14 protein-coding genes and 1 pseudogene are annotated in these 19,846 nt (G+C 42.7%); 9 read left to right on the forward strand and 6 right to left on the reverse strand.

Features of this window, described 5'->3' with window-relative positions; translation table 11 throughout:
• Positions 1–96: 96 nt before the first annotated feature.
• The 4 genes and pseudogenes from JCM10512_RS09230 (at position 97) to JCM10512_RS09250 (ending at position 3,933) form a co-directional block, all read left to right on the forward strand.
• Positions 97–594, forward strand: a complete 498-nt coding sequence (locus tag JCM10512_RS09230) for a hypothetical protein (RefSeq protein ID WP_148298341.1) — start codon at positions 97–99, stop codon at positions 592–594.
• 35 nt (positions 595–629) lie between these two features.
• Complete coding sequence (locus tag JCM10512_RS09235; protein ID WP_044162435.1) at positions 630–1,295, forward strand: hypothetical protein; 666 nt, start codon at positions 630–632, stop codon at positions 1,293–1,295.
• Between the two features lie 904 nt (positions 1,296–2,199).
• Positions 2,200–2,658: pseudogene (locus JCM10512_RS09245) on the forward strand (DUF2059 domain-containing protein); the annotation flags it as partial.
• Between the two features lie 84 nt (positions 2,659–2,742).
• Positions 2,743–3,933, forward strand: coding sequence for a TlpA disulfide reductase family protein (locus tag JCM10512_RS09250; RefSeq protein WP_244437066.1), 1,191 nt, complete (start codon positions 2,743–2,745; stop codon positions 3,931–3,933).
• Between the two features lie 79 nt (positions 3,934–4,012).
• On the opposite strand, the gene JCM10512_RS09255 is transcribed toward JCM10512_RS09250, so the two are convergent.
• Positions 4,013–5,080: a M20 family metallo-hydrolase gene (locus tag JCM10512_RS09255; protein WP_044162443.1), complete on the reverse strand. Its 1,068-nt coding sequence runs from the start codon at positions 5,078–5,080 to the stop codon at positions 4,013–4,015.
• A gap of 114 nt (positions 5,081–5,194) precedes the next feature.
• On the opposite strand from JCM10512_RS09255, the gene JCM10512_RS09260 reads away from it, so the two are divergent.
• The 5 genes from JCM10512_RS09260 (at position 5,195) to JCM10512_RS09285 (ending at position 11,833) form a co-directional block, all read left to right on the forward strand.
• The gene (locus JCM10512_RS09260) at positions 5,195–7,000 is read left to right on the forward strand and encodes an AMP-dependent synthetase/ligase (protein ID WP_044162446.1); all 1,806 of its coding nucleotides are present in this window, start codon (positions 5,195–5,197) and stop codon (positions 6,998–7,000) included.
• A gap of 71 nt (positions 7,001–7,071) precedes the next feature.
• A protein-coding gene (prfB, locus tag JCM10512_RS09265) for a peptide chain release factor 2 (protein WP_148298343.1) occupies positions 7,072–8,188 on the forward strand; the annotation gives its coding sequence in 2 pieces (ribosomal slippage) (positions 7,072–7,134 and positions 7,136–8,188; 1,116 coding nt in all).
• 387 nt (positions 8,189–8,575) lie between these two features.
• Positions 8,576–9,628, forward strand: coding sequence for a porin (locus JCM10512_RS09275; RefSeq protein ID WP_044162449.1), 1,053 nt, complete (start codon positions 8,576–8,578; stop codon positions 9,626–9,628).
• A gap of 394 nt (positions 9,629–10,022) precedes the next feature.
• Complete coding sequence (locus JCM10512_RS09280) at positions 10,023–10,502, forward strand: CYTH domain-containing protein (RefSeq protein WP_044162451.1); 480 nt, start codon at positions 10,023–10,025, stop codon at positions 10,500–10,502.
• A 35-nt stretch (positions 10,503–10,537) separates the two neighbouring features.
• On the forward strand, positions 10,538–11,833 hold the full coding sequence (locus tag JCM10512_RS09285; RefSeq protein WP_044162454.1) for an MgtC/SapB family protein: 1,296 nt from the start codon (positions 10,538–10,540) through the stop codon (positions 11,831–11,833).
• Positions 11,834–12,426: 593 nt separating this feature from the next.
• Here the strand turns inward: JCM10512_RS09285 and JCM10512_RS09290 are convergent.
• The 5 genes from JCM10512_RS09290 to JCM10512_RS09310 form a co-directional block, all read right to left on the reverse strand.
• A complete protein-coding gene (locus JCM10512_RS09290) occupies positions 12,427–13,626 on the reverse strand; it encodes a DNA/RNA non-specific endonuclease (RefSeq protein WP_044162456.1) in 1,200 nt (399 codons plus the stop codon).
• 130 nt (positions 13,627–13,756) lie between these two features.
• Positions 13,757–14,764, reverse strand: coding sequence for a DUF5689 domain-containing protein (locus JCM10512_RS09295; protein ID WP_044162458.1), 1,008 nt, complete (start codon positions 14,762–14,764; stop codon positions 13,757–13,759).
• A 26-nt stretch (positions 14,765–14,790) separates the two neighbouring features.
• Positions 14,791–17,538, reverse strand: coding sequence for a carboxypeptidase-like regulatory domain-containing protein (locus JCM10512_RS09300; protein WP_044162460.1), 2,748 nt, complete (start codon positions 17,536–17,538; stop codon positions 14,791–14,793).
• Between the two features lie 17 nt (positions 17,539–17,555).
• Entirely contained in the window at positions 17,556–18,590 is a 1,035-nt protein-coding gene (locus tag JCM10512_RS09305; protein ID WP_044162461.1) for an endonuclease/exonuclease/phosphatase family protein, read from the reverse strand.
• Positions 18,591–18,601: 11 nt separating this feature from the next.
• Complete coding sequence (locus tag JCM10512_RS09310) at positions 18,602–19,768, reverse strand: DNA/RNA non-specific endonuclease (RefSeq protein WP_244437068.1); 1,167 nt, start codon at positions 19,766–19,768, stop codon at positions 18,602–18,604.
• Between the last annotated feature and the right edge of the window lie 78 nt (positions 19,769–19,846).

Below are 19,846 nucleotides of genomic sequence, written 5' to 3' on the forward strand. Positions count from 1 at the left end.
ATGCGAATACAGACTCTCTCTTCTATATATTGCAAATCAAAGCAACTATTCGGTGATGATGACTTAAATTATTCTAACTTACAAAATTAAGGAGATATGAAAAGAAAGATATTTATAGTTTTGACTTTGTTGTTAATTGTCGCTGTCCCTTCCTTTGGAGAAGAAGTACAAAGAGATTGTAACTGGAAGAAGCAATTGGAGGAAATAAAAAAAAATGAAATATTGAAAGATAAAGGGTATCCTCAACTAGTAAAATACACCTATCAAGACGAGGTGAAAACTATGGATGAAGTGAAACAACTCAAGGAACAACTTTTATCCTATACAGACAATTACTTACCGGTTTCTAGCAAAGACAATACTAGCGTGAGGCTTTTGAATTTGGAAGAGATTCAGCAGACAGAAGGTGAAAGTACTGTTGCTACCTCAGTAAAGTCTTTGACGGAATATTTAAATTATGTGATTCAAACGGGAGTGCATACTGTAAAATTGACATGGGAATTTCAGGCTAAAACGTATGAGAGCTTATGTGTTGTATCCAATAATGGGATTGTGTACGACCCTGTTGTCATGAACCTGATGATTATCGAATGAGGAATCCAAGCGTATAAAATTTAATAGATGCAGAAATGAAGTGTAATCGTATATTGCCAATTATCGTATTTGTTTCTATTGCTCAGTTGTTTTATGGGCAAGAAAGATCAGTAATCAGAGGTGAATATCCAGATCACCCCTTAGATAATGAATTATTTAGTAGCCGGGATAGCCTTTCAACTGTTCAAGTAAATCTGTTTACTTATGGAAGAATTGGGATTGAAGCTAGTGAAATTAATTTTAGAAATTTGTTTAGAAACTTTCCGATTTATGTAGATAATGCAAAAGACATAGAGTTGATGTATTATCATTATGTCGGTGTAATTGAAAACCGGAAGCAGATAAAAAGATATGTAAAAAGGAATTTTCCGCCTTATGTACCTGCTTGGGGAACATCGGGAAATAGTGGGTGGAAATCTGACACTGGTAAGTTCTCTACTTGGCGGTTCACTATTGAACAAGACCCCTTTCGAATAGAAGATAAAGACTTTATTCACAAAGTAGAGCAAAAGATACAATTAGGTGATGAAGTTTGGGAGGTTGTGTTTAAATTATGGGATACAACTTATCATTACTATGTGTTTGTAGACAGTAAAACCTACGAGGTCGTAAGGTACGGGAATATGTTTGGGAGAACTATTCCACAAAACCATATTGATTACGTAAACAGTAAGAACTTCTCGAATGGCGACATTCGGTAAGTGACGAGTCTCAATTTCTGACTGAATATATTATCTTATTCAGAGTTAGTGAACTACTAAACAGACGAATTGCTGAAAGAATCATGAGTGTAACAAAATATTGTGCTATATTTGTGAAAATAAGTGCTTTGTTGATCGAGAGTACGCTGAAAAATATTATAGCAACGATTACGCTAATACCCATGGGCCTGCCCGTTTGAGAGTATTGGCATTCGCAAATACGCCGGAATAAGTTAAGAACAGCGACTGGCTAGCAGATAAATGTCTAAACATATATATCAATTGTTGGAAACTAATAAATAAAAGTTGAGTATGTGGAAGGTAATAGATGAAGTCTCTTGGGCGTTAGCCTTGTTGTATATTCTAGCTGCGGGTTTTTTGACACGGAATTATCCGCAGTATACTAATTGTATGAAAGTGATTCTAATCGCTTTGGTACTTATGCTTATTATTCTTTTTACAATAAAACTATGCAAAGGCATAAAGACAAAACAGTGGAGGTACGTTATTACTACTGCATGTTTGCTTGTCCTCTATTTCTTGTGTTTTTAGTAAATGAAGTCTCAGGGCTGAATAATGAACTACTATCCGGACGAATTATTGAAAGGTTCGTGATAGTAGCGGAATATTGTGCTTGAGAATAAATGCTTTATTAATCTATAATCCGAATTGTATGAATAAATTTTTCTTTTCAATGATGGTATGCCTAGTTCTAATGCTAGCACCTACATCATCGGCCTTAGCTCAAAAAAAGACTCAGAATATTTACACGTGTAAACTGGTAAGAGAGGCGAGAAGTAAGACACCGACTATGTATGCGTCTACTTATCAGACGCAAAAGAGCGACTTGAAAAAGAATGTTGCTCAACGAAAGCGTACTCGTGATCAGAAGTTAAACGATGAAGCTTATGTAGTCCCCAAAGACAGCATCGCAATCTCCGAACGTGCTTATCGACGTGGGATGGGCACAAAACCTCTTTTATACTCGATCGAAAGAAGGAAAAAAGACACAAAGGTGACCTTTCTGCAACCTATTTATTATAGTTCGCAGTGGCTGCATTATAGTCAAGGATTTAAGATTGTCGATCAGAAGAGTGGAGATGAATATCACGTGCGGGGGTATGATGGTGGCGCATCTTTCGGGAAGTTGATGATTGTGAAAGGATGCAACTCCAAGTATGTGTATGTGAGCCTTTTGTTTCCTAAGCTGAAGAAACGTGTTCGAAAGATCGATATTCTGGAATTACCTCATAAAACAGATGCCTTACCCTCTAACGACGACGGTATTCCGAAATCATACTTTAATATAAAAGTGGAAGATTATCTTGTCACTTCTCAGAAAAATAAGAAGATCTATTATTAGTTTAACTGATTATCAGAATTTGAAATGATAATAGTAGGTCTATGAACATGCGTATTAACTGTTTTTGATATAAATTTATTCCATATGAGAAATCGAATTATGATTCTATGCACTTTCTGTGCTATTGCTATATTTTCTTCGGCCCAAGAGAGATTCTCTATCCGAGGTATTGCTAATGAGGAATTGAATAATCAATTGTTGTATTTATGCCTGATGGAAGATGGAAAGAAAGCTAAAGAAGTTGTTTTGGACAGTGTGACAGTGAAAAAAGGTAAGTTCTCTTTTTCCGGTGTACATCAGATGCCGGATATTGCAATCCTCAAGGATATGGATGGAGAAACCTATCCGTTGATTCTCGAAAAAGGAAAAATCTCAGTGAATATTGCTGCGAATGAGAGAGGAGGAACACCTTTAAATGACTCATTGAATATAGCTTTAAATCGTATGCAGCTTATAATGGATAATATGGTAAAAACATCAGAGGAAATTTATAAGTTTGTGACTGGAATGAAATCTGAGGAATTTGCTGATAAGATGATGAATGATACTGCATTTAGAGCAAGACATAATAAGATAGAGAAGAAGTTTTTTGCACAAATGGATTCAGTATCACATTGTATAAAGGACTATAAGAATAGTATAGTAGGTATATACCTTTTCTCAATTGGAGGTATAGTGATGCCTTTTGAGGATATGAAGATTTTGATGAAAGAAGCTTCGCCTATGTTTACACAAAATAATTTGGTGAGAAACGTTGTAGAAAAGAAGACCCAAGCACAGTTGCGTATGAAGGCGGAAGTTGAAGAGACAATGTCCAAAGAGCAAATGGAAGAACAAAAAAAACGGCAGGATATGGATGCTAAGATAAAGGTTGGTGAACGTTTCCCAGATGCTAAAGTGAAAGATAATGCAGATGGAATGAAACTTTTGTCTGATTATGTGGGTAAGGGAAAATATGTATTGATTGACTTTTGGGCTTCATGGTGTGGACCTTGCCGGCATGAAATGCCCCATGTGAAAGCTGCCTATGAAAAATATACTTCTAAGGGATTTGAGGTGATTAGCATATCTACAGATCGGAAACTGAAACCTTGGAGGGCTGCTATTGAAGAACTTGGAATGAATTGGGTACAATTGTTGGATGTGGATGCTGCTGATATATATGGCATCTATGCGATACCCAGTACTTTTCTTGTAGATCCTACGGGGATTGTTATAGACAGAAATTTAAGGGGTGAAAAGCTGGAGGAAGCTTTATCGAAGTTGTTTGAATAATCGTTGGTTTGTTTTTACTGTATTGGTGAATTGATAACTATTAGTAGGGTAACAACTATCAATTCACCAATGACTTTTATTAGAGTTGCAGTCCGTCCAGCAAATCCAGATACAGTTCGATAGCCTCTTCGATCTCTTTCAACATAATATACTCATCGGCGGTATGCGAGCGGGAAGAACGTCCCGGACCTATTTTGACCGATGGAAAGGACATTAATGCCTGATCCGACAGCGTGGGCGAGCCATAAGGGATACGTCCCATTTTTACGGCTTCCCGCACGAAAGGATGCTGCTCATCGATGCGCGAAGAGTTGAGACGGAAAGAGCGAGCTTGCGCATGGCAGGAGATATGCTTTTGGATTTCAGCAAATAACTCCTCGTTCGTATAGAGTTCGTTACTCCGGATATCGACCACAAACGTGCATTTATCGGGAACGACATTGTGTTGTGTCCCGGCATTGATCACCGTTACGCTCATTTTAACCGGTCCCAACAAAGGAGATTCTTTCTCAAAACGATACTCACTGAACCATTTGATATCGTCCAGCGCTTTATAGATCGCATTGATTCCCTCTTCCCGGGCAGCGTGTCCCGCTTTGCCTGTGGCGGTAACGTCGAGCACCATCAATCCTTTTTCGGCAATGGCAGGTTGCATTTCGGTCGGTTCGCCTACGATGGCAAAGGAAACCGGAGGAAGTCCCGGCAATACACTTTCGATTCCATCTTTGCCCGATACCTCTTCTTCGCAGGAAGCCAGATAAATCAGGTTGTAGCTTTGTGAGGTCTTACATAGTTGCAGAAACACCTGTAGGAGAGACACTACACTGGCGCCTGCATCGTTGCTGCCCAAGCCATATAGCTTTCCATTCTCTTCGCGTGGTGTGAAGGGATCTTTGCGCCATCCGTTCACCGGTTTGACCGTGTCGATGTGCGAGTTAAGCAGAATTGTAGGCTTCTTCAAGTCGAACATCGGGCTGAAACACCACACATTGTTACCTTTACGGCCCGTCTGCATACCTTCTGTTTCGATATAGTTTTGCAGGAAATCGGCGGCCTGCACCTCTTCCCGGCTCAGCGAAGGGATGCTAATCAGCGTCTTGAGTAAGCTTACAGCTTCTGTACTCATAGTGGGAATATCATATTTCATGGTGAGTCCTTTATTTAATACTTCATCTTAATATTTGCACAAAGATAACCGTTTTGCATATTAGTTTCAAATAAAACTAATACCTTTGCGCCATATTCACTAATACTACAAAGTATGAGTTACCACCATCTATCTGTCTTGGTTCATCGCCAGGCTGAAAAATACGGCGACAAGATAGCATTGAAATACCGTAATTATGAGACTGCCCAGTGGATTCCTATTTCATGGAACCAGTTCTCGCAGACTGTACGGCAAGCGGCTAGTGCCTTCGTTGCTTTAGGAGTCAAGGAGCAAGAAAGTATAGGCATTTTCTCGCAAAACAAACCGGAATGGTTTTATACCGATTTCGCAGCTTTTGCCAACCGGGCTATCACTATCCCATTTTATGCAACCAGCTCACCCGCGCAGGCGCAGTACATTATCAACGATGCCGAGATTCGTTTTCTGTTTGTCGGTGAGCAGTATCAGTACGATGCTGCTTTTAATGTTTTCGGACTTTGTGCTTCGTTGCAGCAATTGATCATCTTCGATCGGTCCGTGGTGAAAGATCCGCGTGACGTATCATCTATCTATTTCGATGAGTTCATGGCTTTAGGCGAAGGACTGCCTCATAATGACGAGGTAGAAGAACGTACTTCGCGTGCGTCATACGACGATTTGGCAAACATCCTTTATACTTCCGGAACAACGGGCGAGCCCAAGGGAGTAATGCTTCATCACTCCTGTTACCTGGAGCAGTTCTATGCGCATGACGAACGGTTAACGACCATGACCGACAAAGATGTATCGATCAACTTCCTGCCGTTGACCCATGTGTTCGAGAAGGCTTGGTGTTATCTTTGTATTCACAAGGGAGTGCAAATCTGCATTAACCTGATTCCGGCTGATATCCAAATGACGATCAAAGAGATACGTCCGACACTGATGTGCAGTGTTCCGCGTTTCTGGGAGAAAGTGTATGCCGGTGTACAGGAAAAGATTAATGAAACGACCGGCTTCAAGAAAACCCTCATGCAGGATGCTATTAAAATAGGTCGGATTCATAATATCGACTATCTGCGTTTGGGGAAAACTCCGCCACTAATGATTCACCTGAAATATAAGTTCTACGAGAAGACAGTCTACCAACTATTGAAAAAGACAGTCGGTATTGAGAACGGGAACTTCTTCCCGACTGCCGGTGCCGCTGTACCCGATGAGATCAACGAATTCGTGCACTCTGTGGGGATTAATATGATCGTTGGCTACGGACTGACCGAATCTACCGCTACCGTGTCATGTACACTTCCGGTTGGTTACGATATCGGTTCGGTGGGTGTTATCATGCCCGGCGTGGAAGTTAAGATCGGAGAAAATGATGAGATCTTACTTCGTGGTAAGAGCATCACGAAAGGATATTATAAGAAAGCGGAAGCTACGGCAGCCGCATTCGATGCCGATGGATGGTTCCGTACGGGTGATGCCGGATATTTTAAAAACGGACAACTCTATTTGACCGAGCGCATCAAAGACCTGTTCAAAACATCGAACGGTAAATACGTTGCACCGCAAGCCTTGGAGACTAAGTTGGTGATCGACCGATACATTGACCAGATTGCCATCATAGCCGACCAACGCAAGTTTGTGTCTGCGCTGATTGTACCCGTGTATGGCTTTGTGAAAGAGTATGCCAAGGAAAAAGGTATTGAATATACGGATATGGCCGAACTGTTGCAGCATCCCAAGATCGTCGGACTTTTCCGTGCCCGTATTGACACCTTGCAACAGCAGTTTGCTCACTACGAACAGATCAAACGCTTCACACTGCTGACCGAACCGTTCAGCATGGAACGTGGCGAGTTGACTAATACATTGAAGCTGAAACGCTCGGTTGTTAATCGTAACTATGCCGAGGTGATCGATAAAATGTATGCAGAGTAAAAGTTTTTTTAGTCTTTTACCTATCTTTGCAGGCAAATTGTGAAACTATTAATTGAAAACAGGAAAATAGAATGATTACTATTGAACAGCTTAAAGACGTGAAAGAGCGCACCGATGCGCTGAGGAGGTACCTTTGACGTCGACGGAAAGAAAATTCAAGTCGAAGAAGAACAACTAAGAACCCAGGCCCCCGGGTTTTGGGAAGATCAGAAGAAAGCAGAGGCGCAGATGAAACTGGTGAAAGATCTGCAAAAATGGATTGATGGATATAATGAGATCAAGACATTGGCGGATGAACTGGCACTGTCGTTTGACTTTTATAAAGAAGAACTCGTAACGGAGGAAGATGTAGATGCGGCTTATGCCAAAGCTGTCGAAAAGTTAGACTCGCTCGAACTAAAGAATATGCTTCGCGAAGAAGCCGATTCGATGGACTGCGTGCTAAAGATCAACTCCGGAGCCGGTGGTACGGAGAGCCAGGATTGGGCGTCGATGCTGATGCGTATGTATCTGCATTATGCCGAAGCAAACGGCTATAAAGCAACCATTGCTAATCTTCAGGAAGGAGACGAGGCAGGCATCAAGACCTGTACCATCAATATCGAAGGTGATTTCGCTTACGGTTATTTGAAGGGAGAGAACGGCGTACACCGTTTGGTTCGTGTGTCGCCTTACAACGCACAGGGAAAGCGTATGACTTCGTTTGCTTCTGTATTTGTTTCTCCACTTGTGGACGACAGTATCGAAGTCAACATCGAAACAGCACGCATCTCATGGGATACGTTCCGAAGCGGTGGAGCCGGCGGACAGAACGTGAACAAGGTAGAATCGGGTGTTCGTCTTCGGTATCAGTACAAAGATCCGTATTCAGGTGAAGAAGAAGAAATCCTGATTGAGAATACCGAAACGCGTGACCAACCCAAGAACCGCGATAACGCTATGCGCCAGTTACGCTCTATCTTATATGATAAAGAGTTGCAGCATCGTATGGCCGAACAGGCGAAAGTGGAAGCGGGTAAGAAGAAAATCGAATGGGGATCACAAATCCGTAGCTATGTGTTCGACGACCGTCGCGTAAAGGATCACCGTACGAATTTCCAAACCTCCGATGTTAACGGCGTGATGGACGGGGAGATAGAGGGTTTTATCAAGGCCTATCTAATGGAATTCTCGTCGCAGGAGAACTAAAATAAGATTTAGTTAGCTTTATTCTTGGAAAGTTAAAATATTTACTCTTATTTTGTTAGTGTTGAACTTAAAGCTAGCAATTATGAGTAAAGGCAAGAAGAAAAAATCACAGAGTAAAAAGGAAGAAGAACAGGCTCACAAAATAGTTAAAGTCTTATTCGTGACATTGATTGTTCTGGGCCTAATCATGTTGATTGGAATTTCCGTTTTAAACTAATTGATTCACCACAGATTTCACCGATTCACTCGAATGGTGTATGCTGTGGTGAATTCTTTTTTATTGTAATCGTTTTGTAATCCGACTGTCATTTTACTGTATTCGCAATGTAATCTCATTGTCGTTCATATGTATTACTTTTGCTCCAAATTTAGTAGCAAATGATTCACATGGACAGAGTTAAAGTAATATTTATTACATTTTGGTTAACTACAGCGGCCTACGGGCAGGTACATGAAAGCGCCGGAGACGGAAAGAAATTAGATAAGGAAGTGATGGAGGTGAAGGATTATCTTCCCGAAATTCACGGAACGATCCGCGGAAAGTATGAACTCCAGACAGAAGAGCAGGAGAGCCGTTTCGAAGTGCGTAACGCACGATTCAGTGTATCCGGTAATGTGCACCCGGCTGTAGCTTATAAAGCGGAGGTCGATCTGTCGGATGAAGGATCGATCAAGATGCTTGATGCCTATGCACGTGTCTTCCCGGTAGAGAATCTGGACTTTACCATTGGCCAAATGCGTGTTCCTTTCACGATCGATGCGCACCGCTCGCCGCATCAACAATACTTTGCCAATCGTTCTTTCATTGCTAAACAAGTGGGTAACGTCCGCGATGTCGGGTTTACTACCGGCTATAAGCAAAATGGAGGACTCCCGTTCATCTTCGAAGGCGGACTGTTCAATGGCTCCGGGCTGACGAATCAGAAGGAATGGCATAAAACGCTGAACTACTCAATCAAAATGCAAATGCTTCCCAGTAAGAACTGGAATATAACGCTCAGTACACAGTTGATAAAACCGGGTGAGGTGCGTATTAATATGTATGACGCAGGCGTATATTACCAGACCGATCGTTTCCATGTGGAAGCCGAATACCTCTATAAGATGTATGGACATGGTGCTTTTAAAGATGTACATGCGCTGAATAGCTTTGTCAATTACGATTTGCCGTTGCCCAAAGTCTTTCGGAAGATCTCCTTTCTGGCGCGTTACGATATGATGACCGACCATAGCGATGGGTTAGGAAGTGGTGATACAGGTGCTCTGAAAATAAATGACTATGCTCGTCATCGGGTAACTGGTGGGGTAACGCTCAGCCTCTCCAAAGCTTTTATAGCGGATCTTCGACTCAACTTTGAAAAGTATTTCTATAAGCAGGCGGGTGTTCCTAAAGAATCAGAACGTGATAAAATCGTTATCGAGTTCATGACGCGATTCTAACCGTCGTGCTGCAATTGTTTGCGTAACTATCTGCCAACTGAATGTCGACATCGGGCTAAGACGAGTCAAACGAATGCGGAGATAAGACCAAACAGCGGCAGGAAAAAGCAAAAGGATATAACTGTCATGGCTGTGCCATCGGTGTGACACAGTTGTGCCATCGGTGTGTCACAGTTGTGCCATCGGCTTGTCACAGTTGTGCCACCTACTTGTCACAGTTGTGACACTGCGTTGGCACGAGTGTTTTCCCGGTATGGCAGAATCGTTTTGCTCGCTTGGTAAAGTCAAATTCTACGGATGTTTGCTTCGGACTCTTACTACTTGCTAGGCGCCCGCCTCGCTATTTTTCCACCGATTGCATACTTCTTTCAGTTTTTTGCTCTATTTTTGTGATATGGCACAAGAAATCGAACGTAAATTTTTAGTTGCCGGCGAGTACAAGTCACAGGCTTTTGCTCAAAGCCGGATTAAGCAGGGATATATCTGTAGTGCGCACGGACGGACGGTACGCGTGCGTATTCGTGATAATCAAGGCTTCTTGACAATCAAAGGGGCTTCCGATGCTTCAGGAATCAGTCGGTACGAGTGGGAGAAAGAAATTTCGCTCCCGGAGGCCGAAGAACTGATGAAGCTTTGCGAACCGGGTATGATCGACAAGACCCGCTATTTGGTCCGCAGTGGTGCACACATCTTTGAAGTCGATGAATTCTATGGCGAAAACGAAGGGCTGGTCGTTGCTGAGGTTGAACTTGGAACGATTGAAGAGAGCTACGTAAAGCCTATTTTTCTGGGCGAAGAGGTGACGGGAGACAGTCGGTATTACAACTCGCATCTCATGAAAAAACCCTATAAGAACTGGGAACTTAATAAATAAGCTGTATATTTGTTCTTATACTAAATGAGTAGCATATGGAGCAATTGTATAATTATTTACCCCGTGAGTTGGTTACTTTCATCCTCGTAACCTTATTCTCTTTACTCATCGGGCTTTCCCAACGGCGCATCAGTTTGAAGCGTGAAGGAGAAATAACCCTTTTCGGAACCGACCGCACATTTACTTTTATCGGTATTTTGGGGTATCTGCTCTATATACTCGATCCTGTGGAACTGCGCTTGTTTATGGGAGGAGGAGCTGTACTTGGTATCCTGCTCGGACTGAATTATTATGTAAAACAGTCGCAGTTTCATGTTTTCGGGGTGACTACCATAATCATTGCGCTGATCACTTACTGCATGGCTCCGATTGTCATCACCCAGCCTTCGTGGTTTTATATCATGATCATTGTAACCGTGTTGTTATTGACCGAGCTCAAACACACCTTTACCGAGTTGGCGCAACGGATGAAGAATGATGAAATGATTACGCTTGCCAAGTTCTTGGCTATCAGCGGCATCATTCTACCTATGCTTCCGAATGAGAATCTGATACCTAACATCAATCTGACTCCGTATTCCATCTGGTTGGCTACGGTGGTCGTGTCCGGTATCTCCTATCTGTCTTATTTACTCAAACGATATGTGTTTCAGGAGTCAGGGGTACTTGTTTCCGGTATTATCGGTGGGTTATATAGCAGTACGGCTACTATCTCGGTGCTTGCCCGTAAAAGTCGGAAAGCGCCTGAGCAGGAAGCCGGCGAATATGTAGCTGCCATGCTTTTGGCTGTCAGTATGATGTTCCTGCGTTTCATGGTGCTCATCCTGATCTTTAGCTGGAGTACGTTCTTAACCATTTATCCGTTCCTGTTGATTATGGCTTTTTCTACCGCCACGGTAGGCTGGGTTATCCATTCCCGGCAGCAACGCTTGCACGATCAGTCGACAGAACCCGAGGACGATGACAGCAGCAATCCGTTGGAGTTCAAAGTCGCCTTGATCTTTGCCATCTTATTTGTGATCTTTACCATCCTGACCCATTATACGCTGGTCTATGCCGGAACAGGCGGTTTGAATCTGCTCTCTTTCGTTTCCGGTTTCAGTGACATCACTCCGTTTATCTTGAACCTTTTGCAAAATAGCGGAAGTGTAGCCGTCCTGACTATTGCTGCCTGTTCGATGCAAGCAATTATAAGTAACATCATGATCAATATGTGTTATGCACTCTTCTTCTCCGGAAGAGGGAGTAAGCTACGTCCTTGGATTTTGCGAGGGTTCGGCACGGTAATAGGAATCAACCTTCTAGTCCTGATTGTGTTTTATCTTCTGTAGTTGTTTTGCTAATTGAGGAACTTTGTAAGTACTCATATATTATCTCTTATAGAAAAGACTCCCGATTCACTGACACAGGGAATTGCCGGATGTGTTAAGCAGAAATGGTTGGAAAAGAATTGGACACAAAAGGTGCTTGCTGCAAAAGCGGGGCTCTCTTTATAGGCTTGAATAACTGAAGAAATTGCTGCATAATGGATGAGAGATAACTCAAAAAGAATGAGAGATAGGCCGAAAAAGAGGTGAAAATGCGAGAAAATAATGAGAGATCCCGCTTTCTAAAAGTATCTCTCATTGTGTATTGTGTTGATTAGGTGGGTGTTATATTTGAAATGATGAGACTATGAGAGATGAAACTTTTTTTCCTTCTTGTAGAGAGGGACGTTTGAATGTTAACTATCCAGTTTCTTATATTATTCCCGGATATGAGTTGCCTATAAGAAGTGAGGCATAGGAAAGAAGCGGAAATAAAATATCCCCTTATCTTACTCTATACGGGTATATCCGAAAGAGTAAAATAAGGGGATCATCTTTTTGATACGTGAGTTTAATTCACAACGCTTTATCTTTTATTAGGAGCTAACCGCTGCATTCTACCAACTCCAGTCACTGGCTTGATAATTCGCTTCTACGGCTGCTTCGGTACTCTTGTCGAGGTTGTGGAAGAAGTCGATTCCCGTCTTGGCTTCCAATTCATCAATGGACATCGCAAACTGTTTCAGGTCTTTGGATGTGTTTGCTTTGTGCTCTACGTAGAACGCCATTCCCTTATATTGCTTGTTCTTGTAGGAAAGAATCGTCATGAAGTAATACTTCGGTACGGCTACTCCGGAACTTGTCCATTCGCGTATGTCACTGTCTTTGTCAATTGTGCCGCCTTTCACTACGTAAAGTGTATCACTGGCGTTGGTAATCTGGCTCCACGCTTGAACTTTATCTTCAATGTTATTCCATACTCCACCTCCTGAATTGAACCCGGTTGATTGCTGTGGACTCATATTCGAGTAATAGAACGTTTGTTTGTTTGCCGCCGTGCTGTATACTCTATCGCTGGACGCTACCAAATGTCCTCGGGTGAAAGCTGGATTGTAATCGCTCTTCGACGTTCTGTATTGTGCGGGGATATTAGGGTCGGTACTCCAGGCATCACTTCTTTTCACTTTGGACTGGCAGGTCAGATTGTCGAACGTAAAGGCAACCCAGCGGGTGTGCTTCTTGGTGCAGTCATATTCATAGCTGTACGTAATAACCTTTTTGCCATTTTGGTTGTCGGCAAGGAATGTGTGGAATATATTCAGTGCACCACCTTTCAACTTCGGAATCTCAATTCTATTAGCATATCCTTCGGGAGTAGGAGTTGGGTCCGGATCTTCCGGATCGGGATCTTCTGGATCTGGATTCTCCGGGTCTGGGTCTTCCGGATCAGGATCTGTTGAATTACCGTCTCTTTTCGTCTGCGTAAGAACAATGCTTTGAGTCTCACCGTTGGAGGTAACCAGAATTGTTGCCGTGCGTGCTTCACCGTTGTTTACGGCTACCACTCCAATGACAGAACCACTTCCGATTCCTTCATTCTTAGAAAGCTTGCACCACGACTCTTTGATTGTGGCTGTCCATGTACCGGTGGTGTTAACTTGTAACGAAAAGGGTCCTCCGTCTCCGGATATTTCGTTGTTAGCTCGGTCTAATGCGATGCTGAATCCCTTATTGTCATCCGTGTTGTTATCACTGCATGACATGAATAGAAACATTGTTAAGAGTGCTAACAATGCCCCATTGTATTTTTGCTTCATTGTGGGGGTATAAGTTTTTAGGTGAATATTAGTGCATTGGTGTAATCTCATTGGATTGGAATTACTCAATTGTAAGGGGTAAAAAAGAGGGACACTTGATTCAACAAATGTCCCTCTTGTCTTTTCTTACTTAAAACTGAACATCATTGATGCTGTTAAGCAGCAACTGGTATTTAATAAATCCTCCACTCTTCGAAGAGTATTTGGTATAAATAGCTGTGATGTTTCCCTTAGTGGGGTTATCGACTGTACCTACCTCAGGCAGTGGCTGAAGTGCAAAGTTGGAATATCCGCTTACACGCAGGATATAGTTGCCCTTGGTGGTATCAGTTCCTCCGTAGGAGAACCAAGATGAGCCATAATAACGATTGCCGTTGTAGCTATAGGCGTAGGTCGGAATCAAACCTTCGTCCTTAAAGTATTTATTCTCATATACGGCTGTAGTCGAACCATTCGGATACGTTGTTTCCAGGTATTGAGGATATCTGTCGGAATCAAAAGTTCCTTCTTTATAAGTCACGCCTTCGAAACGAACCAAGCGTCCCAAAGCATCATCATTAAGAGCGGTTGCATAGTTGCTTGAATTAACGACCAATGTGTCGGCAGCAGTCAAGCTGCCGCGTTCGCCACTGAAGATATGCTGGCTGATAAGTAAGTTGCTTTCCAAATTGCGGTTCGCATAGCCTTTGGTTATGTCTTCAGCAGTCGGCATACCACCTACACTTAGCATATAACGGTAGCTTCCGATGGCAAGTCCTTTTGTTTTCACATAAAGAGTCTGTCCAATGGGGAAGTATACGTAATTGCTAACCATCAATTTTAGTTCGATACCCGATTTCGATGATTCGTCGTAGATGTATACAGACTTATATACGTTACCCGCCTGATCACTTGAGATAACTTTTCCACTGATAACATAGTCTTCTGTTATTTCCAGCGTTTTACCTAAACTGGAAGCAGCATTGCCATATTTAGCATAGAAAAGCTGCTTAAAATCCTTGACGGATATAAACTGGCTCTCTGCAAAATCCTCTTTCGTCCAGACCTTTGCCGGAGTGGGATCTTCAAATTCATTGTAGCAGCTGCTAAAACTGAGTACGGCAGCTACAAGCATACATAATTTCAATATCTTGTTCATAACATTCTTTTTTACTGGTGACATCCTTAGAAACGGAAATAAATGTTCATGTAATAAGTTGTACCGAACATATAGAAATATTTAGAATCAAACGGTTCGTACGTTTGGTAGCTCTCGTCCTTGTTCTTAAGCAGACGAATCTGTTCGTAACCTCCGGTTTTGATATCCTGGTTGTTGAGCAGGTTCTTTACTTCCAAGCTAAAACCAAGTGTATATTTACGGTCGATAAACCAGTTCTTACCTATGCTTGCATTCAGTACAGTAGCTGCACTGAATTTCTCCTGATTACGCAGATTAGCGATGTCTTCCGGAGTCATACCCGGTGTTAGAACCGCATCTGTACGGTATAGCGGACTCATAGACAAGTACATGTTGTTGTAGTGGTTCATGTCTAACGAAGCAAAAACATTGTTCCGGCTGCGGTAAGACAGACCTACGTTGAGAGCAGTCTGAGGAGTACTTTCTACACGGAAGTTTTTCCAGTATACTTTTCCCTGATTCTTGATCTCTCCACTATTGTCTTGTATCTGTACGTAGTTGGGATTGTTATCATACGTAAACTGTCCCCAGCTGATTGCACCGTTCAATGAGATGCCTGCATAGATAGGCACAGTTGCCGCTGCTTCCAAACCAAAGTGACGTTTCTGGATGCCGCTGATCGCGAAGTTAGAGAAAGTCGCTTCTACGTCATCGTAGTAAGAAATAACTTTCGACTGATCCGTAAACTTCGTGTAGTATCCCGAGATACGTGCCTTGATGTCACCAATACGCAAGTTGTAAGAAGCGTCTACGCCAAATACCTTTTCGGTTGTGATGCCCGGAGTAACTGAGTTACGGGTACGTGGCGATACAAAAGAAGATTGGAATGACGGTGCGTCTTGCATGTAGATGATGTTCGCATCGATCGAATGAGAAGCCGAGAACTTATAGTTGAAGTTTGCTTTCAGTTTGTATGTCAGGTACTTCTTCTTCTCCGAATCTCCCTGAGAGTTATTAAGGAACAAGCCTTTTTTCCAGATACCATGACGCCATACGGTGCTATGTCCCAGTTCACCTCCGAGGTTCATTCCGAAGTTACCGAAGTTTACATTGTATTGCGCCCATCCACGAGCACTGAGTGTGTTACCATAATAGTCGTACCCATACTTGTCACCTTTCTTAGCAGCTTGTGCATGGCCATATTTCTCATAATACTCCATGTTGTTCTGATATTTAATCGGATCCAGACCACCCATATCGCGTTCTGCGAACTTGTCTACATCTACCCAGTAGTCACCACCCAGTAAGTCTTTCACTTCGCTATAATATTCCGTACGGTTGCGACGGAGGTTCACTCCTCCATTGATCTTCGAGTTATTGCGGAAGATATGAGAGAACTGCGTATAGAAGTTCCAGTCTAGTTGGTCTGTGTGGCGTTCTTCAACCATGTTAATTGCACGGCGTCCAGGACCATAAGTGGAATTTTCCGGTTGGTTCTGGTTGATGTTATACAGATTGTCCCAATTAATGTGACGAATGTTATCGGTATTTGACATCCATGCTTCATACAGTTCAGCACCTACATACGTACCGTCATAAAAGCTAGGTAAATAACGGTAATAGTCAGGACGTGGGTCCGGGCCGCCATACCAAGTAAGAGCCGAGTAACCATTCTGTCCGAAACGTAGCGAAGAAGCTACATTCAACTGAGTACGTTCGTTAATATCGAATGTATAGTTCAACATCGTGACCGGTTCGTGGTAGCTACGTACACGTGAGTTTACGCGTTTGCCGTTCAACCATCCCCAGTTCGGGTTGTAGTAGTTGTTTCCTACCAAATCATATACTTCCTGTGTAGAAGCCTGTTGCGCACCACGTTCAGTAGGAGCACCTAGCACGGTTAGCCCCAAGCGGTGTTGTTTGTTGAATTGCTTTTCAACCGCAGCAAAGTAACCGAATGCATTGTAGTAAACACCATCTACATACGAGTTTCCTCCTTGGCGGGTCGATAGCGAAAATGCATACGACCATCCATTATCCTGTACACCGGATGAGTAAGTCAACATGCCACGGAAACGATACATCGAGTTACCGTTTACTACACTTGCGCGTAGTCCTTTACGCATTTGAGAAGGACGCGTATTGATATTGGTCGTACCGGCAATTCCTCCTAAACCAACATCTCCCATGTTCAGGGCAGAAGTGATCTCCTGGTTACGTGTTGCGTCATTCAAACCACTCCACAAAGACCAAGGCGTATAGCCAGTCATTGCGTCATTCAGTTGAATACCATTCATATAAACGTCCGAGTACTGAGAATCATAACCACGAACATTGAAACGCATTTCACTGAACTTGTACGAAGCGATGTTGTTGAACACGTCTTTAGAAGCGGATAGAGAAGAAGGAAGAGACTGGGCGTCGCCCAATGTTTCCGTATCAAACTCCGCAAAAATCGCATCATCTAAAGTCGGAGCAATTATATTCGATATCATCACGACGTTATTGATGTCTCTTACTTGTTTGTCTACGCGAACAGCAAGCGTAAGCGGTTCAAATTCTGCCGCCTCAAATGTAAGCGTATATTCCCCTTTCCCCAGATTCTCGATAAGGAAGTTACCCGCCATATCGGTTGTTGTTGTTACATCTCCCGGAGTCAATGTCACTTTTACGCCATCTATGGCCGCACGTGTTGTACGGGAGATGACTTTACCCTTAACGCCACCGTTGCTCTGCGCAAACGCAGCAAGTGACATCAAAGATAATACCATGAATAGGACTGTTTTGATTTTCATATATAAACTAATTAATTTTATTTGCCGATATAGATATAAACCGGGAAGTGGTCACTGTAACCTCCCTGGAAATTATTGCCTACATATGTACGCAACGGGTAGCCTTTATACTGTCCTTCTTTCTGCAACATATAATGCTGCTTGAAGATGTTTCCGTAGAATTTAGATCCCGGAGCCTGCTCCAGCTTTAATTTACCGGTTGAGCCTTTGGCCAGATTCTCTGAAACTACGATGTTGTCGAATATGTTCCAGGCATCACCATAGGCTAGTGTGCCGTAACCTGCTTTCAGCATGTCGGCATACGGGTTGTAAAGATCACCTGCTTTTAGATCTTTCAGTTTGAATTTGACCTTTAGTCCTTGCGTGAAGCTCTTGTCAGTCGGGTCATCATTGAAGTCACCCATCATCACAACTTTAGTTGCAGGGTTTGCCTGCAACACCGAGTCAGCGATGCTACGCATCTGTTGTCCTACAGCAATACGCTTGGACTCAGAAGCCTCTTTACCTCCCAGACGGGATGGCCAGTGAATTACCATAAAGAAGAAAGGTTCGTTCTCAATAGTTCCCCACATGGTTAGAATATCACGAGTTTTGAAATCGGGTATCGTAGGAATAACCGTTCTTACGGCCCGCTCTCCCTCTATCTTGAACACATCCGGTCGATACATAAAAGCTACATCGACACCGCGTGCTTCGGGAGAATCGAAATGGGAGATTCGATAGTTTGCCGGAGCCAGCTTCGGAGTGGCTACGATATCTTCCAATACGTTGCGGTTTTCCACTTCTGACACACCGATAACTACCGGATAATCTTTGTTGATAGACGCTATATCGAAGAACACACGCTCGATATTGGCAAGTTTTTTATAATATTTCGCTGAATTCCACTTTTTGGGTGCTTCCGGTGTGAATTCATCGTCCTTTACTTCCGGATCATTGATTGTATCGAAAAAGTTTTCTATGTTATAGAAAACGACTTTGTACGGTTTCTGGGCAAAGCTGAAAGAAATCAGCAGTGCAAAGAATACGGTTGCTAATACTAGTTTTTTCATAAGCCTGCTTATTAGTTAATCCCCCATGTTGTGAGGTCTCTTTGTTGTTTTACACTATTGGATACTTGCGGGAAAAATTTAAAGCCTGTTTTCGATTCAATATCAGCCACGGTCGTGCAAACGCTGGACGGTGGTTCTATATTCCCGTACGACTTATGGTCAACCCAGAAGCCGATTGAGATCAGTTCATCGTCTGAACAGTCTTTGACTGCTTTTCCAGTTTTACCGGATTTTGTACGTAGCAGTACTTTGTAGTAGCTCGTAGGAAGCGGTACTGTGTTTCCTTTTCCGTCAGTAGTTGTTGTACTGGATCCAGGAGCAAAGTATGCGCCGGTTACTACAAATAACGTGTCAGAGCAGTTGTAAGTACGAACTTTATTCTCGAGTCTGGCCCACATGTCCTGATTCAGACGATTCAGCTGCGGAGTCATATTCGTCATATAGAATGTCTGGGCATTCATCTCGTCAGTGCCTAAGCGGTCGGCTGATGCTATTTGATGTCCACGATCGTAGTTTCCTCCATAAGATCTATCCACACAGTTTGCTTGATTGTTGCTGGGAACAATGGGGTCGAAAGCCCAAAGATCGGTACGTCCTCCCGTTCCTTTTAAATAAGCGGTATGGATAGGATAAGCCACCCATAAAGCAGCCTTCTTCGATTTATCAAAGCAAATCGAATAGTTGCGAATCGTCTTATTGTTCAAGGGAACATAATGAGTTACATATTGATAGTTGGCATTTTCTTTGAACTCAGGTATCTCAGCCCATGCCTTGAATTCCGGCAGGTTTTGTTGCGACTCGGATAGTTGTATCAGGTCAAACGTTTTCGCTTCTTGTCCGGCAAATTGGAATGAAACTTTAGCTGGACGTTGTTCCTTTCCTGTATTAGCTTTATAATATACGTATAGTACATTAAGACCGTCTTTGATTTCCCCTGTTTTGGAAGAGGAATTTACAAAGTCACTACTACTGAATGAACACCACGCACTACCTTCAGTTACTTCGGCGCTCCATTGAGTCCCCGGAGTCCCCGTTATGATAATGGCAGATGATCCTGCCGCTGAATTAACAGTGGAAGATATCTTCCAATAAGCCTCACCTGGTTGTGATGGACCTCCGTTAGAGTCATCATTGCTACATGCACTTATGCACAGCGTGATTGCTGCTAGCAAGAGCATTTGTAGAGCAGATGCTTTATGTTTAAAAAGTGATGTCATTTAGAAAAGTATAAATGTTTTAAGACAAGTAACTCTTGA

The sequence above is a fragment of the Bacteroides reticulotermitis JCM 10512 genome (assembly GCF_000517545.1).
Classification (GTDB): Bacteria; Bacteroidota; Bacteroidia; order Bacteroidales; family Bacteroidaceae; genus Bacteroides; species Bacteroides reticulotermitis.

Bases quoted from the DNA above. Each gene is read 5' to 3' on its own strand.
- JCM10512_RS09305 (WP_044162461.1), bottom strand. From the start codon at position 18,590: ATGAAAAAACTAGTATTAGCAACCGTATTCTTTGCACTGCTGATTTCT.
- JCM10512_RS09295 (WP_044162458.1), bottom strand. From the start codon at position 14,764: ATGAACAAGATATTGAAATTATGTATGCTTGTAGCTGCCGTACTCAGT.
- JCM10512_RS09250 (WP_244437066.1), top strand. From the start codon at position 2,743: ATGAGAAATCGAATTATGATTCTATGCACTTTCTGTGCTATTGCTATA.
- JCM10512_RS09310 (WP_244437068.1), bottom strand. From the start codon at position 19,768: ATGCTCTTGCTAGCAGCAATCACGCTGTGCATAAGTGCATGTAGCAAT.
- JCM10512_RS09285 (WP_044162454.1), top strand. From the start codon at position 10,538: ATGGAGCAATTGTATAATTATTTACCCCGTGAGTTGGTTACTTTCATC.
- JCM10512_RS09235 (WP_044162435.1), top strand. From the start codon at position 630: ATGAAGTGTAATCGTATATTGCCAATTATCGTATTTGTTTCTATTGCT.
- JCM10512_RS09230 (WP_148298341.1), top strand. From the start codon at position 97: ATGAAAAGAAAGATATTTATAGTTTTGACTTTGTTGTTAATTGTCGCT.
- JCM10512_RS09290 (WP_044162456.1), bottom strand. From the start codon at position 13,626: ATGAAGCAAAAATACAATGGGGCATTGTTAGCACTCTTAACAATGTTT.
- JCM10512_RS09255 (WP_044162443.1), bottom strand. From the start codon at position 5,080: ATGAAATATGATATTCCCACTATGAGTACAGAAGCTGTAAGCTTACTC.
- JCM10512_RS09300 (WP_044162460.1), bottom strand. From the start codon at position 17,538: ATGAAAATCAAAACAGTCCTATTCATGGTATTATCTTTGATGTCACTT.
- JCM10512_RS09275 (WP_044162449.1), top strand. From the start codon at position 8,576: ATGGACAGAGTTAAAGTAATATTTATTACATTTTGGTTAACTACAGCG.
- JCM10512_RS09260 (WP_044162446.1), top strand. From the start codon at position 5,195: ATGAGTTACCACCATCTATCTGTCTTGGTTCATCGCCAGGCTGAAAAA.
- JCM10512_RS09280 (WP_044162451.1), top strand. From the start codon at position 10,023: ATGGCACAAGAAATCGAACGTAAATTTTTAGTTGCCGGCGAGTACAAG.